Annotated in this window: 16 protein-coding genes; 2 read left to right on the top strand and 14 right to left on the bottom strand. The window is 66.6% G+C overall.

Annotated elements, in window-relative coordinates:
• The coding region (locus tag KDH83_RS22605) for a Fe(2+)-trafficking protein (protein ID WP_212320040.1) at window positions 1-115 on the top strand (115 nt) is incomplete at its 5' end.
• 92 nt (window positions 116-207) lie between these two features.
• On the opposite strand, the gene KDH83_RS22600 is transcribed toward KDH83_RS22605, so the two are convergent.
• Window positions 208-684 carry a hypothetical protein gene (locus KDH83_RS22600; RefSeq protein ID WP_212320036.1) on the bottom strand — a complete coding sequence of 159 codons (477 nt, stop codon included), beginning with the start codon at window positions 682-684 and terminating at the stop codon, window positions 208-210.
• 212 nt (window positions 685-896) lie between these two features.
• Between KDH83_RS22600 and KDH83_RS22595 the strand changes: the two genes are divergently transcribed.
• Window positions 897-2,879, top strand: coding sequence for a phosphocholine-specific phospholipase C (locus KDH83_RS22595; RefSeq protein ID WP_212320034.1), 1,983 nt, complete (start codon window positions 897-899; stop codon window positions 2,877-2,879).
• A gap of 1 nt (window position 2,880) precedes the next feature.
• Here the strand turns inward: KDH83_RS22595 and KDH83_RS22590 are convergent, their stop codons facing one another.
• From KDH83_RS22590 to KDH83_RS22530, 13 genes are all read right to left on the bottom strand, one after another.
• Window positions 2,881-3,531, bottom strand: coding sequence for a hypothetical protein (locus KDH83_RS22590; protein WP_212320032.1), 651 nt, complete (start codon window positions 3,529-3,531; stop codon window positions 2,881-2,883).
• Window positions 3,532-3,680: 149 nt separating this feature from the next.
• Entirely contained in the window at window positions 3,681-4,292 is a 612-nt protein-coding gene (locus tag KDH83_RS22585; RefSeq protein WP_249205280.1) for a hypothetical protein, read from the bottom strand.
• A 33-nt stretch (window positions 4,293-4,325) separates the two neighbouring features.
• Window positions 4,326-5,339: a hypothetical protein gene (locus tag KDH83_RS22580; RefSeq protein ID WP_212320030.1), complete on the bottom strand. Its 1,014-nt coding sequence runs from the start codon at window positions 5,337-5,339 to the stop codon at window positions 4,326-4,328.
• 199 nt (window positions 5,340-5,538) lie between these two features.
• On the bottom strand, window positions 5,539-6,564 hold the full coding sequence (locus KDH83_RS22575; protein ID WP_212320028.1) for a hypothetical protein: 1,026 nt from the start codon (window positions 6,562-6,564) through the stop codon (window positions 5,539-5,541).
• 35 nt (window positions 6,565-6,599) lie between these two features.
• Window positions 6,600-7,052: a hypothetical protein gene (locus KDH83_RS22570; protein ID WP_212320026.1), complete on the bottom strand. Its 453-nt coding sequence runs from the start codon at window positions 7,050-7,052 to the stop codon at window positions 6,600-6,602.
• Window positions 7,053-7,089: 37 nt separating this feature from the next.
• Window positions 7,090-8,118 carry a hypothetical protein gene (locus KDH83_RS22565; RefSeq protein ID WP_212320025.1) on the bottom strand — a complete coding sequence of 343 codons (1,029 nt, stop codon included), beginning with the start codon at window positions 8,116-8,118 and terminating at the stop codon, window positions 7,090-7,092.
• A 21-nt stretch (window positions 8,119-8,139) separates the two neighbouring features.
• Window positions 8,140-8,829 carry a pilus assembly protein gene (locus tag KDH83_RS22560; RefSeq protein ID WP_212320023.1) on the bottom strand — a complete coding sequence of 230 codons (690 nt, stop codon included), beginning with the start codon at window positions 8,827-8,829 and terminating at the stop codon, window positions 8,140-8,142.
• A gap of 20 nt (window positions 8,830-8,849) precedes the next feature.
• Entirely contained in the window at window positions 8,850-11,042 is a 2,193-nt protein-coding gene (locus KDH83_RS22555) for a TcfC E-set like domain-containing protein (RefSeq protein WP_249205279.1), read from the bottom strand.
• A 188-nt stretch (window positions 11,043-11,230) separates the two neighbouring features.
• Complete coding sequence (locus KDH83_RS22550; RefSeq protein ID WP_212320019.1) at window positions 11,231-11,797, bottom strand: CS1 type fimbrial major subunit; 567 nt, start codon at window positions 11,795-11,797, stop codon at window positions 11,231-11,233.
• A gap of 412 nt (window positions 11,798-12,209) precedes the next feature.
• Complete coding sequence (gene phoU / locus KDH83_RS22545) at window positions 12,210-12,935, bottom strand: phosphate signaling complex protein PhoU (RefSeq protein WP_212320017.1); 726 nt, start codon at window positions 12,933-12,935, stop codon at window positions 12,210-12,212.
• A gap of 205 nt (window positions 12,936-13,140) precedes the next feature.
• Window positions 13,141-13,818 carry a ribose-5-phosphate isomerase RpiA gene (rpiA, locus tag KDH83_RS22540; protein ID WP_212320016.1) on the bottom strand — a complete coding sequence of 226 codons (678 nt, stop codon included), beginning with the start codon at window positions 13,816-13,818 and terminating at the stop codon, window positions 13,141-13,143.
• A gap of 42 nt (window positions 13,819-13,860) precedes the next feature.
• Window positions 13,861-15,525 carry an isovaleryl-CoA dehydrogenase gene (locus tag KDH83_RS22535; RefSeq protein ID WP_212320014.1) on the bottom strand — a complete coding sequence of 555 codons (1,665 nt, stop codon included), beginning with the start codon at window positions 15,523-15,525 and terminating at the stop codon, window positions 13,861-13,863.
• 69 nt (window positions 15,526-15,594) lie between these two features.
• Window positions 15,595-16,633, bottom strand: a 1,039-nt coding sequence (locus tag KDH83_RS22530; protein ID WP_212320012.1) for an amidase, incomplete at its 5' end; no start/stop codon positions are given.

Raw genomic sequence — 16,633 nt, 5'->3', positions numbered from 1 at the left:
CCGCCTGAACCTGGCCGACTCGCGCGCCCGCAAGTACCTGCAGCAGCAGATGGAACGCTTCCTGTTCGAAGACGGCAGCGTCGAAGCCCAAGGCTACGTGCCGCCCTCGGCCTGAGGCCACGCGCCAGGCATGTCGCAAGGCCCGGATCCGGCATCGCGCCGGATCCGGGCCTTTTCCATTGCGCGGCGTCAACCCTCGCGCGTCATTCAGTCCCAGTGCGTCAGCGTGATCCGGTAGCCATCCGCCGGATCGGCGGTCCTGGACACCGCCAGCACCACCAGCTCGCCCGAGCCGGACAGGTATTCGGCGTGGCGCACCAGTTCCTCGCCATCCGCGAGCGCGGCCGCCACCATGCCGGCGGCCTCGGCCGGACGCGGCTGGAAGCCGCGGCTCTGCAGGTAGGCATCCATCGAGGCATAGGCGCCATCGACGCTACCGGGCGCCGCCGCGTACGACACCTCGGAATGCGGCGCCTTGTTGCCGTCGCCGACCGAGCCGAAGTAGTCCGGCGCGCCGGTAGCGTTCGCCACGGGCGCATTGCGCACCAGCGAGGACATGCCCACGTAGTAGGCCAGCGTGCCGGGCCTGGGCGCGTAGTCCTCCTGGGAAAACAGCCACGCATAGGCGGCGGCCCAGATCGCCAGCGCCACGGCGGCGAGCGTCACGACAGACCAGGCAAGCACTTTGATTCGCATCGCGGGCGGACGGCCCCGTCCGGGGCCTCGGTAGTGGGTACGCGGGGCCTCATCCTATAGAAATCGCGCGCCGCCGTCCCGGAAAAGGGTAACGACTTGCAAGCATCTGACCTGCATCAGTCGCGACGCGTGCGCCGCATCGTGGCGCGATGCGCCGATGGCCTTAAGATTCGCCTGTCGCAGGCCGTATTAATGCCGTCATGAAAGCTGAACCGCGTTCTCCCCATTTCCAGGACCTCCCGGATGCCATCAAGCGCGCGCTGGCGATCGAACCCGATCGCCGCAGCGGCACGATCCGGGACGTGGACCACGTCGTCATCCTGATGCAGGAGAACCGCTCCTTCGATCACTACTTCGGCACGCTGCCCGGCGTGCGCGGCTTCGCCGATCCGCATCCCGCGCCCACGCCCGGCGGCGACGTGCTGACGCAGTCCGGCGACGGCATCCGCACCGGTCCCTATGCCTTGCAGCCCGAGCATCGCAGCGACACGCCGGTGGGCTACATCACGCCGCACACCTGGGACGACGCCCAGCGCGCCTGGAACGACGGCCGCATGGACCAGTGGCTGCCCGCCAAGGGCCGTCTCGGCATGGGTGCCTACGGCCCCGCCGAACTGCCGTTCCAGACCGCGCTGGCCGACGCCTTCACGCTGTGCGAGGCCTATCACTGCTCGATGCAGGCCGGCACCAATCCCAACCGGCTGTTCCTGTGGACCGGCGCCAACGATCCGCGCGGCGAGGCCGGCGGCCCGGCGCTGGTCAACACCCATGACCGTCTCGGCCCCGCCGCCGAGGGCTATGCCTGGACCACCTATCCCGAACGGCTGCAGCAGGCCGGCGTGGACTGGCGCATCTACCAGGACATGGCCGACAACTTCAACGACAACCCGCTGGCCGGCTTTCGCCAGTACCGCGCGGCGCATGCCGCCGGCGGCGACGCGCCGCTGCGCGAGCGCGGCCTGTCGACCCGCACGCTGCAAGACCTGGAACGCGATGTCGCCGCCGGCAGCCTGCCCCAGGTTTCGTGGATCATCGCGCCCGCCGCCGACTCCGAGCATCCGGAAGTCTCGTCGCCGCGCGCCGGCGGAGCCTACACGGAACGGGTGCTGGACATCCTCACGCGCAACCCGGCGGTCTGGAGCCGCTGCGTCTTCTTCGTCACCTACGACGAGAACGACTGCTTCTACGACCACGTGCCGCCGCCGGCGCCGCCCGCGCGCAACGACGGCGCGCAATCGGGCGGCCTGTCCACCGTGGAGCTGGACGGCGAATACCACGACGCGCGCACCGGCCCCAGCGCCGGCACACCCGACGACCCCGCCGCCCTGCACGGCCGCGCCTTCGGCATGGGGCCGCGCGTGCCCATGCTGGTGGTGTCGCCCTGGAGCCGGGGCGGCTGGGTCAACGCGCAGGTGTTCGACCACACCTCGGTGATCCGTTTCCTGGAAGCCCGCCATGGCGTCATGGAACCCAACATCAGCGCCTGGCGCCGCGCCGTCGCCGGTGACCTGACCTCGGCGCTGGACTTCAGCGGCGAACGCGACCACTCGGACGAGCCGCCCGGCGGCCACGCGATCCAGACGCGCCGCAGCTGCGCCCTGCCCTATGCGCTGGAAACCGTGGGCCGCATGACGGCCGATGGTGAAAGCTACCGCCTGACCTTCCGCAATCCGGGCAGCGCGGGCGCCGTGCTGCATGTGTACGATCGCCTCGACCTGGCCGCGCCACCCCGGCGCTACACGCTGGGCGCGGGGGCACGGCTGGACGACGGCTGGCGCCTGTCGGCTCGCGGCGACTACGGACTGTGGCTGCTGGGCCCGGACGGATTCCACCGCGAGTTCCGCGGCGGCGCCCGGGACGGCGGCCTGCTCGAAGCGCAGCTGGTGCCGGTCAGCGCCGGCCTGCGCCTGCGGCTGATCAACCATGGCGAGGCGCACCAGCCCATGAAAGTGGAATCGCGCATTGGCGACGGCTGGCGCGCGGTGGCGCACGTGGAGGCCGGCGGCGCAATCGAGCTCAAGTACGCCGGCTGCGAAGGCTGGTACGACCTGGAGATCACCGTGCCGGACATGCCGTCGTTCGGCCGCCGGCTGGCGGGCCGCATCGCGTCCGGCAAGCCCGGCGTGCCGGATCCGAGGCTGCGGCGCGGCTGGACGCTGGCGCCGTGGACCGGGCGGGATTGAATCAGACCGGGCCGCAGGCCGATTGGCCGGGCAGCGTGACGCGCGCGCCGCGCAGCAGGCGCGGTGTGCCTGGGTAGACATTGAACGGTTGGATCTCGCGACCATCCACCCGTGCACCCTCGACCCTATGACGCACCGAGCCCGTGGCCACAACGCGCGCGCCCTCGGCCACGCATTCGACCTTGATGGCGGATTCCCGATTGTCCGGCACCTGGCGCACCAGCGCGCTATAGGCAATGTTGACCACCACCATGCCGGCCCCCTGCTGGCGGCCGGTTTCCATCTTTCCAACCTCGGGCTTGACCACTAGTCGATACACCTGCTCCACCGGCACGCTGTCCAGCGGCTTGAGCGCGATGCGCTTGCTCTGGCCCGGTGACAGGGTCAGCTGGAACGGCGTCGCATACAGGGTCGGCACCGTCGTCTGGCCGATGGGCTCGAGCTTTTCGTCGCGCAGCGGCGCGCCCGGATTGAGCAGCCGCGACAGCGCGACCGACACGTATTCCGGGCGGTCTCCCTGGTTGGATACCGTGACCAGCACGGCCTCGTCGCGCACCTCGATTTCCTTGGGATAGACATCGATCAGCGCCGACGCGGGCGCGCTGCACAGCAAGGCCAGGATGGCGGCCAGCGACAAGAGGACTTTTTTCATCGCTGGACCGCCCAAAGATGAAAAGCCCAACCAGAGGGCGCAACAAGCGCACGCAGTGCGCGCGGCATGAGGGTATTTTTCATGGAAGTTCGCATATCGTGCACATCAACCTGCGTGACGCCGGCAAGCGACCGCCGACCGGACGGCGTTCAGGGTTTGATGGCGACCGGCTCGAACGTCATCGACAAAACGCCCTGGTACGTGCCCGCGACGTCACGAAAATCGCCCTCGGGGGGCAAGGCGGCAACCTTGAGCGCGTACATGCCGACGGAATTCGTCCCCTCGACGGATGGCGCCGGATTCTCAAATTCAGCGCTCTGTCCCACCAGCAGGGGCTTGGGTGCGCCGCCCTCCGGCGCCAGCGTCACCACGGGCTGGCGGAACACCTGGTTCTTGGCGTTCTGCAGCACCAGCGGCGCATCCAGGCGCACCTGGAACTTGTTCGGCAGGGACGTCACGCGCAGGCGCAAGGCCACTTCGTAGGGTGTGTTCCAGGCGCCCAGCTGCTGCATTTCCAGATTGTCCTGCCAGCCGCCAAGCTCGTTGGTCACCGCAATGAACTCCAAGGGCTTGACGTAGGCCTTGATGGTGCTGGAAGTCTTGCCCGTCACGGTGATGGCCGCCAATGCCGGCGCGGGCGTCGTGATGGGCAGCGCCCACAGGCAGGCCAGCACGGCGATCCGCGCCGCCAGAACGCGCCAGGTCCGTGGACGCCCCGCTTCTGGAGAATGCGCGAGTCGCGGAAAAATACTGCGCTTCATGGATGATCCCCTATCGAAGAATGACTGCCATGCCTAGGGCTGGGTGGTGATGGTGAACGTGAGCACATCGTCGAAATCGCCTCCCTTGATGTTGGCGCCGGCCCATACCTTGAACGTGGGCGTCAGGCACGTCCGCCCGCTCTTGCCCAGTGTCAACGGCAGTCCATTGATACTGGGCAGCGCCATCGGCGCGCCGCCTCCCGCCAGGCTCAGCGCATAGGGAACCGTCTCGCTGCCGTCTTCCGTATTGGCCAGCAGGAACTTGTTCTCGGCCACGCCATTGTGGTTGCTCACGCTGATCAGGTACTTGTCGTATTCAATGTATTTGGCGTCGTAGCGAAAGCAGAGTCGTTGCGCGTCGGCCGCAAAGGTCCGCGTCGTTTCCTTGCCGCGCTCCAACTCCCCCAGGTCCCAATCGGGCGCCGTGACCTTGATCTCGGTAGTGACCGGCGACGGCGGCGGCTTGGCGGGATCGATGATCTGGCAGCCCTGCGTACCGGGGCCGATGTATAGCGCGCCAGCGCTTGCGAGCACGGGCGACCACACCCCCTCTTCCACATTCGCCGCTCGCACCCCTAGGGCCGGCCAGTTGTTCAACGTGTCCGCGAACACTTCGAGACGAACGTTGGCGGTGAATGCCTGTGAATTCATCCAGTTGGCTCGCGGATAGGCCGGAACCGCATGCGCGATCAGGAAGTCGCCAACTAGGCGTTTGATGGAGCTGTCGGTGCCATTGATCGCCACAAACATTTGCACCGGGGCCGCCGGTTTACCCGTTTCATCGTATCCAAAAACTGATATCCCCCGGGACAAGAAACGCTTGCCAGCCATATTCCCAGCCGCGGCCTTGAAGTCAACGGTGAAGTTGACGACAGCATGAGTGCCGTTCCGGCTCATGCTGCAGTCGCGGTAGCCGCCGTCGATGACGTCGGCTGAGTAGATCGTCTGGGGCCAAGCCGACCGGCCCGCGCACATCCACAGCGCCGCCAGCAAGCCCAGCCTCGCGGCGGCGCCAGGCACGAATCCCGGGGAAATCCTTCGCTTCATGAATGCTCTCAATTGCGCTCCTCGCCCATCGGCGTCAATTCTTCAGGCTGCTGGCCGGTATTGCGCAGCAGGCGCTGTTCCACGTCCAGGTACAGCGTGGCGTCGCCGGCATTGGCGGCGCACAGTCGGCTGGTCCGGCCATCGCCGCGCGACCATATCTCGGCGCGGGACAGCTTGAGCGCGCGCCGTCAGGCCGCGCCTAGGGCGTGGTTGTGATGGTGAACGTAAGTACATCGCTGAAATCGCCTCCCTTGATGTCCGCGCCGGCCCATGCCTTGAACGTGGGCGTCAGGCAGGTCCTGCCGCTCTTGCCCAGCGTGAACAGAACGCCGTCGATGCTGGGTAGCGGCACCGGCGCGCCACCTCCCGCCAGGCTCAGGACATAGGGAATCGTCCCGCCGCCATCCACCGTGTTGGCCAGCAGGAACTTGTTCTCGGCCACGCCATTGCGATTGCTCGCGCTGATCAGGTACTTGTCGTATTCGATGTACTTCGGGTCGTAGCGAAAGCAGAGCCGCTGCGCGTCGGTCGCGAAGGTCCGCGTCGTTTCCTTGCCCCGCTCCAACTCCCCCAAGTCCCAGTCGGGCGCCGTGACCGTGATTTCAGTCGTGACTGGCGACGGCGGCGGCTTGGTGGGATCAATGAGCTGGCACCCCCGGGTACCGAGGCCGACGTAGGCCGCGCCAATCTTCGGAAATACGTGATTGAAGCTCCCCGTCACGTTCACCACCTGCATCCCTATGGCCGGCCACTGGCGAAACGAATCAGTGGTCGTTTCGATGGCGACGTTCGCGGTGTAGGCCCCCGCATCCATCCATTCGGGCTTCGGGTAGGTTCGGATCGCATGCTCAACGAGGTAATTGCTGGCGTATGTCGTATAGCCAGCATTGTTGCCATTTATCGTTGCCCGGAAAAACCCGCTCAAACCTACCTGCTTGCCCGTTTCGTCGTATCCAAACAGTGCCAGGCCCCTGGAATAGAAGCGCTCGCCAGCGGTATAGCCATTCGCGGACCTGAACCTGACCGAAAAGGTGATATGGATGACGTTGCCAGACTGCTGAATGCGGCATTGGCTATAGTCGCCCTCGATGATGTCGGCATAGTAGATGCGTTGCGCCTGGGCCTCGCGGCCCGCGCATGGCCACAGCGCCGCCAACAAGGTCACCCACAAGCCGCGCCGCATGGCGGCGCAAGACGCGAATCCTGGGAAAAGCCCTCGCTTCATTGATATGCTCCCATCCACGATAGTGACAAGAACGGCTAGCGCGCCGGCACCTGGTAAATCAGCACGCCATAGCCGATGCTCACCACCAGCGGCGCCGCCACCTCCTGCGCAGGGTCCTGCGCCGCCAGCAGCTTTTCCCGGGGCCGGAATGTCACGCGCCAGACCTGCGGACTATCCGGACGCGCCAGCTCCTTCATCGTGACCGGTGCGCGCTGCCCCGGCGCCAGCGCCAGGCGCACGGGCGCCACCAGCAGCGTGGGATGGCGCACCTCGGCGATCGGCGTCAATTCTTCGGGCTGCTGGCCGGGATTGCGCAGCAGGCGCTGTTCCACCTCCAGGTACAACGTGGTGTCGCCGATATTCTCGGCATACAGCCGGCTGGTCCGGCCATCGCCGCGCAGCCAGATCTCGGCATGGGACAGCTTGAGCACGCCCGCCGCCATGGCCATCGCCGGCAACAGCGCGCAGCACAGCAATGCGCCACGCATCGCCGCGCGGCCGATCGAGCGCGCCCGCAGGCTGCTCCTAGGACTGGGTGGTGATGGTGAATGTAAGCACATCGCTGAAATCTCCGCCCTTGACCTGGTCGCTGGCCCAGGCCTTGAATGTGGCGTTCAAGCAGGTCCTGCCGTCCTTGCTCAGCGTGAACTGGACCGGGGCTGCGCTGGGCAGAGACACGGTTTCCCTCGGGCCAGTCAAACCAAGGCTGTAGGGGATGGTCTGCGAGGCGTCGTCGGCATTGACCAACAGATACTTGCCCAGATCTTCACCGTTGCGGTTGCTCGCGCTGATCAGGTACTTCTCGAAGCCGATGTATTTCGTCGCGTAGTTGAAACAGAGCTGTTCATTGGGATTGGCGAACGTCCGGGTGGTTTCCTTGCCGCGCTCCAGCTCGCCCAGGTCCCAATCGGGCGCACTGACCTTGATCTCGGTGACCTCCGCCGGCGGCGGCGGCTTGGTATGGTCGGTAATGATCTGGCATCCCGTGGTGCCCTTGCCGATATACACCGCACCGAATCTCGGCAGCACGACCGTCTGGTCGGTGGTCACGTTTACGGGATAGAAGGCAACGGCCGGCCAATCGGCTAACAGGGCGAGCGGCGCCGAGATCACCACTTTTACGGCGACCTCGTTGGCATTGGTCCAAGGTTCCCTTGAAATGGTGGCGTAGAACAGACGGTAATTGCCGCCCGAAGTGGCGGCATTGCCGTGTATGCCGTTTAGCGTTCCATTCACATTGTCGGCAATGACCTTCAACTTGCCCTGCGCGTCGTATGAATAGAACAGCATGCCCCTGGCCATGAAGGTCTTACCGGCTACATTGCCAGCGGCTCCTCTGAACTTGACGTCGACCGATATGGTGGCCCTCGTGGCGTCTTCGGCGTAGCGGCAATTCGAATACGAACCGGCTTCGATCACATCGGATGAATCCGTGGGCCAGACCGCCGGCCAGGCCCGAGCCGCCGTACCGGCATCCAGCAAGCACGCCAAGGCCAATGCCGCCTCTGGAAGCCGCCGGGCCAAACTCGCGCACATGCCCCTGAAACGTTTCATCGCGATGCCTCTCTTGTCACGCTACTGGCCGCATTCGAGCGAACGCGACTCCCCCTGGCTCGTCCAGCGCAGGCTGCCGTCCGCGATGCGCTGCGGCACGCCAGGGAACAAGGCCAGGCTGCGGGCGGTGGCGGATTTTCCCGCCTGCGCATCCGGCAGCACCACGCGCACGTTGCCGGTGTTCTCCAGCACCATTTCGCGGCCCTCGCAGCGGTGAGTCCACCCCGTGGTCTGCCTGGCAACCGGAGGCATGTGGCGCACCAGCACCCCATAGCCGATGGCCACCGACATCGGCGCGGTGATCTTGTCCTGCGGCGCGTCGTTCACCTGCATGACCTTGGCTGGAATCACATATAGGCGGTAAAGCGCCTCGGCCGCCGGCTCGGCCAGCGACTTGAGCGCGATCTTGCGCGACTGGCCCGGCCCCAGCGACAGGCGATCCGGATGCGCCAACAGGCCGGGGCGCTCGATCTCGCTCAAGGGCACCTTGCGCTCGGGTTCCATGCCGGGATTCATCACTTGCTGCAGTGCGATGTTCAGGTACAGCGGGCCATCGCCCACGTTCTTGACCGTCACCGAATAGTCGTGGCCGGGAACGACCTGCAGGCTGGCCGGCATCACCATCAGTTCACCCTCGGCGCGCGCCTCGCGCGCGGCCGGCAGCGCCGCCAGGGCGGCCAGGGCAAGAAAGAAAATCGATCGTAGCGTCATCTTGGATAGTCCTTGTTCAGTCATTCGCAGCGGTAGCGGCCATTGCTGCCACCATCGGACAGGTCGCAGACATAGCTCCTGCCGCCCTGCTGCACGGTGATCCTGGGCAACATGGTCTTGGCCGATATCGAGAACAGGCCGTTGGGATGGGCCGTGTCGCCGGTTTCGAGGATCCGGCCGCCCACCGGCTCGCCGTCCGGCCCGCTCAGCAGGCCGCTGTAGACCATGTTGATGTCGACCTTGGCCTGTGCTGGATAGACCTGGCCCGGGTGCGCGCGGACGATGTTGGCCGGCACTTCGATGTTCATGTCCAGGCCGTCGTTGCCGCTGACCACCCGCGCGAAAGACACGTCGTCATACAGCCCGAGCGGCACGGCATAGGTACCGCCACCGGCCACTGGATGGCCCTCGACGTTGAAGCCGTAGTCCGTGCCGGACACGTCCGGCGTGCTCAGCAGCATGGCACTGCCGCCGCTGCTGTAGCGTCCCAGCGCGAGGCCGTCGGCGCTGGCCGCGACCATGCCGCGATAGTTGAAGTCCGCGCTGCTGCTGCGGCCGTTGTGGCCAACGTTCAGGGACGTCTCGCCGCGCGTGCCCGACCGGCTGCCATAGGCGGTCAGGCTGGTCTCGCGGTTCTGGCGGTTCACGGTCGTGCCAAGCGACGTGGTGCCGTAGCTGTCCTGGAAGTCGCGGCGATAGTCGCCACTCAGTTGCGTCTGCCCGCCATATTGCGCAGCGCGGAAGCTGGCCTGCGACTTGTCCAGCGTCCAGCTCATGTTGAAGTAGATGGCGTAGCCGCCATCGCGGCTCATGTAGCCGCCCTTCTGCACCCCCAGCGCGAAGGTGGACCACAGTCCGTTGGGACGATAGTTCCAACGCATCTCGGCCTGGTGGGTTTCGCCGAAGGGTTGCTTGTAATAGTTGTAGCCCAGCGACACGCCGCGCACGAGGTGGCTGTACGACAGGCTGGTGCTGGGCGAGCCCCAATAGAAGCGCGACACGTCGTTGTTCAGGTAGCGGCTGACCCAGAGACTGCCCAGGGTCGGATCGCTCAGTTGCAGGTTGACGTAGCCGCCCTTGCCACGCTCACCGCTGAGCACGCCCACGGTCGGCGTGATCTCGGTCTGACCGATGCTGGAAGGCCGGGTCAGGTTCAGCTCCGAGGCCCACTGCGAGCGTTCGCCGCGGACCACGGATCCGTTCAGGTAGAACTGACTCAGGTTCCGGCTGACCGAGGCCTGCACCAGGTTCTCACCGGTATTCATTTCCTGGCCCACGGTGACGTGCCATGAATTCTGTCCGCTGGAGAAATTCAGGTTGTTGATGTCGCGGACTTCGCTATTGAGCACATTGCCATTGCGATCGACCAGGCGCACTTCCAGCGGGTAGTAGCCGCCGGGCAGGTCCAGGTAGCTGACCTCGTTGCGGCCCAGCGTGGCCGGCCGCTTCCAGACCAGGCGTCCATTGCGGTAGAACTCATAGTTGCCCTCGGCCGTGGCATAGAGCACCAGCGAGCCGGCGTTGCGCTGGCTGCGCAGGTTGTCCTGGCTGCCAATGGTGACAAAACGGTCGAAGCTGGGCGTCAGCACGGTACTGACCGAGCCGGATGCATAGTCGATGCTGTTCTGCTTGCCCGCGCGGACATAGGTGCCGGCGAAGTTCTTTTGCAGGTAGTAGGACGACAGGCCCTGGCTGCTGGTGCTGCGGCCCTGCGTGCGGCTGCGGCCGCCATACCAGCTTGCGTAGCCAAAGCTGCGCCCGGGCAAGCCCAGCCAGGTGTTGCCATAGATGTTCGCGCTGCGGTAGCCATCAGATGCGCCACGCAGGTCGATGGCATGATTGCTGACCAACCCCACGGACGTGGACGGCGCCAGATAATCCGACCGCGTGCTGCGGATATCCAGCGTGCGGCGCACCTTGTCGACAGTGACGTAGTGGCCGGCGACCTGCATATCGCAACCATTGACGCACTGCTTGTAGTCGATCCTGGACACGACACCACGGATGGCGCTGATCTCTTCCAGCGAGATGCCATTGGCCGCGTACAGTTCCGCATCGAATCCGAGCGCGGCCCGCTTCTGCGAATAGCTGATCAGGCCAGGCAGTGTCTTGCCCTCGTACGTCGCCACATAGCTGGCGGCATCGTCCAGCTCGATCTCGCTGAAGCCTTCCGGCACTCCGTAGCTGACGACCGCCTGCGCGTGCGCGCGCATGGGCGCCACCGCCGAAAGACACGCCCACGCTATGCACAACCAAAAGGAAGTCTGTCGTACAGACATGCTGATATCGCCTGGAATATCCAGAAGAGTCCAAGGGAGAAAGAGGGAGGGGAAAGCGCGGACCCCGATGCGAAATCGGGGTCCGGGAAACAGGCGCATAGCTGCGCCCGAGGTGGCGGTACTTACGGGTTTCCGGTGCCGCCAGTGCCGCCGGTGCCGCCGGAGCCACCGGTGCCGGTCGCGGCAACGGGTTCGAACACCATGACCAGATCGCCGCTATAGCTGCCGTTGGTCTCGGGACCGCCGGTGGTCTTGGTCGGCGCGTCGACATTGACGATCACGTTGTGGACTTCGTCGAAGCCGTCGGCGGTCGTCGTCACCTGCTTGACGGTCAGCGCCGAGCCGAACTTCACCTCGCCGGTGCCAGCGCCGGAGGTGAGCGAAACCTTGGCGTTCTTCATTTCGTAGACGCCGTTGGTCATCTTCAGAGGCTGCTGCAGCGAGACCTTGAAGTCCGAGTTCTTGGTCCAGACGCGGACAGGCAGCGTCTTGGAGAAGGATTGCTGACGATAGTCGGCGGCCTCGAGTTCTTCGGTGCCGTACCAGGTCGAGCCGTCCGCCTTGGAAACGAAGATGGCGTCGTTGATCTGAGCCGTCAGGGTGATTTTCTTGGACACGCTGGCGGCATTGGCGACGCCAACCGCTGCCACGCCCAACCCGATCGCGAGAATGATTTTATTGAGTTTCATAGTGAACCAGCCAAAGGTTGAAGTTGTCCCTTGCCACGAGGCAAGGAGCAACCTGACCGGGTAGCTGGGTAGCATCCCGATTCAGGCAGTCGCTATGATGGGGAGACTTAAATCGAATTTCTTCGAGAAATTTCTTAATTGAAAAGTTCGAAAATACAACTGCAAAAATCAATAAAAAAGGCAATGAATTAATGATCAGACTTACGCTGAATCATTAATACAAATATCTAAGAAGTCTTAATAAACCCGCCTGCGACAGGGGTCCGCGTGCCGACTGGCGCACGACGCTGCCTCCCCTTCGACGACGTGTGCCGAGCCGGAAATGAAAAACCCCTGGGGCCCACGCTCCAGGGGTTTTTCTTGGCTTGCGCCGGACGATCAGGAGTCAGGGCCGAGGCCGGCCCCTCGCGCCTTAATCGGCGTCGTTGCCCTCGTCTTCCTCGCCGCGCGCCAGGCGCTCGGTGTTCTTCACGCCCGTGTGGCGCACGTCCGCGCCCTTGACCATGTAGATCACGCGTTCGGACATGTTCTTGGCATGATCGCCGATGCGCTCGAGCGCGCGCGCGATGAAGATCATGTCGATGGAGCGCGAGATGGTGCGCGGATCCTCGATCATGTAGGTGATCAGGTGGCGCAGCGCGCCCTTCCATTCCTTGTCGACTTCCTTGTCGCTGCGCACCACCGCGGCGGCCTGGATCGGATCCAGGCGGGCGAAGGCGTCCAGCGCCTGGTGCAGCATGGTGCGCACATTGGCGGCCATGTGGCGCAGCTCGATGACGGGAAAGTGACGCAGCTCGCCCTCATGGATGCGGCGCGCGACGGTGGCGACCTTCTCGGCCTCGTCGCCGGAGCGCTCCATGTCGGTCAGCATCTTCGACACCGCCATCAGCATGCGCAGGTCGATGGCCGTAGGCTGATGCCGGGCCAGGATGCGGCTGATGCTCTCGTCGATCTCGACTTCGTGGCGGTTGACTTCCTTTTCCCGCTCGCGGACCTTGTCCACCAGCGCCATGTCGCCGCTGGAAAGCGCGTCGATGGCTTCCTGGATCATGGCTTCCACCACGCCGCCCATCTGCAGGAACTGCGAGCGGACGTTTTCCAGATCAGCGTCGAACTGCTTGTTTGTGTGCTCGGTCATCCGGGCTCCCTGCGTGGTTGGTTTCATTGCATTGCCCCGGAAAGTAGAAGTTTTCGTGATGGGCCTGCACAGCCCGCAAGGTTATGACCCATGTGTGACAGGATTATGAACACCCGCCACCATGGCCGCAAGAAAGAAGCAGCCAAGCCGCCCCGCCCCTCCCTGCTCGCGGCCCGGGTGAGAGGCAGGCGGGATATTCACATCATCAGGCGCGATCCAGCCGCCGGATGCCGTTCTGCGTCGCCAGCAGCGCCACGTCGGCGCCAGGCAGCGCGAACAAGCCACAAGTGACCACGCCGGGCAGGTTGTTGACGCGGGCTTCCAGCGCCGGCGCGTCGGTGATCGACAGGCCGGACACGTCCAGGATGACGTTGCCGTTGTCGGTCACGAAGCCTTCGCGCAGGCGCGGCTGGCCGCCCAGCGCAGCCATGGCGCGGGCCACGGACTCGCGCGCCATCGGAATCACTTCGAGCGGCAGCGGGAACTTGCCCAGCGTCTGGACCAGCTTGGATTCGTCGGCGATGCAGATGAAGCGCTCGGCCACCGAGGCGACGATCTTCTCGCGCGTCAGCGCGCCGCCGCCGCCCTTGATCATGTGCAGGCCGGCGTTGATCTCGTCGGCGCCGTCCACGTAGATCGGCATGGAGCGCACGTCGTTCAGGTCCAGCACCTTCAGGCCATGCCCCGCCAGGCGGGCGGCGCTGCGCTCGGAGCTGGCCACGGTGCCGGCGATGCGGCCCTTGAAACGGGCCAGCCCGTCGATGAAGAGGTCGGCGGTGGAACCGGTGCCCACGCCGATGATGGCGTCCGGGCCGGCGACCTGTTCAACGAATTCCAGGGCCGCGTCGGCGGCCTGCTGCTTGAGTTCTTGCTGGGAAAGCATGGCGTTCCAAATGGGTAAGGCGGTACGAAGAAGTAGGGAAATTTAGCATGCGGCGGCGTCCGGCCAGGCGCGCGCCAGGATGGCCCGCGTATCGGCGCCGGCGGGCAATTCGCCGAAAATGCCGCCACCCGCCGCCAGCCGGCTGCCCACGAAGGCGTCAGCGACGGCGGCCGGCGCGTGCTGGATCAGCAGCGAAGCCTGCCATAGCCGGGCCAGCCCGGCGGCGATGCGGCGGGCCTGGACCTCGGCCTGTGCCGGGTCGGCCAGGCTGGCGCGCCACTGCGCCAGCGCCGCGTCGTAGTCGCGGTACTGGCCGGCGGCCGCGTCCAGCTCGCGCGCCAGCGCGGGCATGCCCTCGGGCTCGCGCTGCAGCGCGCGCAGCACGTCCAGCGCCATGACGTTGCCCGAGCCTTCCCAGACCGAATTCACCGGCGTCTCGCGGTACAGCCTGGGCATGGGACCGTCTTCGACGTAGCCGTTGCCGCCCCAGGCCTCCAGGCACTCGGCCACCGCCGCCACGGCGCGCTTGCAGACCCACAGCTTGGCCGCCGGCGTGCCCACGCGCGCCAGCGCCCGCGCGCCGGGGTCGGCGCGCTCGTCGACGGCGCGCGCCAGCCGCAGCGCCAGCGCCATGGACGCCTCGCTTTCCAGCGCCAGGTCGGCCAGCACGTTGCGCATCAGCGGCTGCTCGGCCAGCGGCTTGCCGAAGGCCTGGCGATGACGCGCGTGATGCGCGGCCTGCACCAGCGCCTGGCGCAACAGCGCCGCGCTGCCCAGCACGCAATCGAGCCGCGTGGTCGCGGCCATTTCCAGCAGCACGGCCAGGCCGCGGCCCGGCTCGCCCACCATCACGCCCCAGGCGTCCTCGAACTCGACCTCGGCGCTGGCATTGCTGCGGTTGCCCAGCTTGTCCTTCAGGCGGCGCACGCGTACGGCGTTGCGCGGCCCGCCCGGTATCCAGCGCGGCACGAAGAAGCAGCTGGGCCCCTCGTCGGCCTGGGCCAACACCAGATGCGCATCGGCCTGCGGCACCGAATAGAACCATTTGTGGCCCACCAGCTGATAGGCGCAGCCGCGCCCCGGCGCGCCCAGCGGCGTGGCCCGCGTGCTGATGGCGCGCAGGTCTGAGCCGCCCTGCTTTTCGGTCAGGCCCATGCCGATCAGCGCGCCGCGCTTGGCGGCCAGCGGCGCATCGGCGCCGTCGAACTCGCGCGAATACAGCGCGGGCAGCCAGTCGCCGCCGAAGTCCACCACGCCGGCGGGTTCGCGTTGCAGAAGCGGCACGGCGGCGGAGGTCATGGTGGTAGGACACAGGGTGCCTGCCTCGACCTGGCCCTGCATCAGGTAGGCGGCGGCGCGCGCGGCCTGGGCGCCCGGCGCCGGCTGCGCCCAGGCCCGGCTGTGCAGGCCGCGCGCCACCACGCCGCCCATCAGCAGTCGCCAGGACGGATGGAATTCGATCTGGTCGACGCGATGGCCGCTGCGGTCATAGCTGATCAGCCTGGGCGGATGGCGGTTGGCCTCGTCTCCGGCCGCCAGCGTCTGCGCCCGCCCGAGCCAGGCGCCATGGGCGGCCAGGTCGCCTTGCCAGGCCGCCGCGCCTTCGCGCGCCACCGCCGCGCGCAGCGCGGGATCCGTCTCGTAAAGGGAATAGTCCTCCAGGGGCGGAACCTGGTTGAACACGGTATGCGTCGAAAACGATGCCATGGTCTCTCCCTGTTGCTGTAGACGGGCGCGGCGCGCCCGCCGTCCCGGCCCGCCGGGCCGGGCCTGCCGCTAGCGGGCCATCGGCGCCACCCGCTGCCACGGTTTCAATGCCTCGACCTGCGCCGCCAGCGTCAGCAGCAAGGCCTCGCTGCCCAGCGGCCCCATCAGCTGGATGCCGATGGGCAAGCCATCGCGCGACTGCCCGAAGGGAATGGAGATCGCGGGCATGCCGGTCAGGTTCGCCAGCGGCGCGAAGGGCGAATAGCCGATCACGCCCTTCTTGCCCAGACGGTAGGCCAGGTAATCGGCGTTGTCCATCGCGTAACGGCCGATGGCGGCGGGCAGGCCGGCCAGCGTCGGCGACAGAAACAGGTCGTAGCCCTGTCCGTCGCGCCGGTCGAGGAAACGGCCGACGCGGCGCGTGATCTCGTGGCAGGCGTCGACGCAGGACACATACTGCGCGCCCGAGATGTTGCGCGCGTACTCGCGCGCACCCAGCGTGGTGGGCTGGAGTTCGTCGGCCGCCAGGCGCCGGCCGCGTGCGGCGACGAAGGCGTCGATGGCATTGGCCGCGGCGCTGGCGATCAGCGGCAGCATCGGCGACAGGACCTCTTCCGAGCCCACGGGCGGCGCGGCGGTCTCGAGTTCGTGCCCGAGCGAGGCGAACAGGCTGGCGGCCTCGGCCACCGCGGCCGCGACTTCCGGATCGATCGCGTCGCCTTCGTAGGTCGTGTTGAGCCAGGCGATGCGGCGCGGCGCGACGGCGCGCGGATCCCGCGCCACGTCCGCCACGATCGCGCGGAAGGATAGCGCGGGCAAGGCCGGCGCGGCATAGGGCGCGCCGACGTCGGCGCCGGCGCTGATGTCCAGGGCGGCGGCGCAGTCGCGCGCCGACAGGGTCATCATGTGCTCGGTGGCCAGCCCGCCCCAGCCTTCGCCCTTGAGCGGGCCCAGCGGCATCAGGCCGCGCGAGGGCTTCAGGCCCAGCACGCCGCAGCACGACGCGGGAATGCGGATCGAACCGCCGCCGTCGCTGCCGTGCGCGATGTGCACCATGCCGCTGGCCAGCGCGGCGCCCGCGCCGCCGCTGGAGCCGCCGGCGCTATGG

Origin of the sequence: Achromobacter sp. Marseille-Q0513 (assembly GCF_018195695.1) — a bacterium.
Lineage (GTDB): Bacteria > Pseudomonadota > Gammaproteobacteria > Burkholderiales > Burkholderiaceae_B > Achromobacter.
Note: the sequence above shows the minus strand (reverse complement) of the source record. Positions and strands in the feature narration are given on the sequence as shown.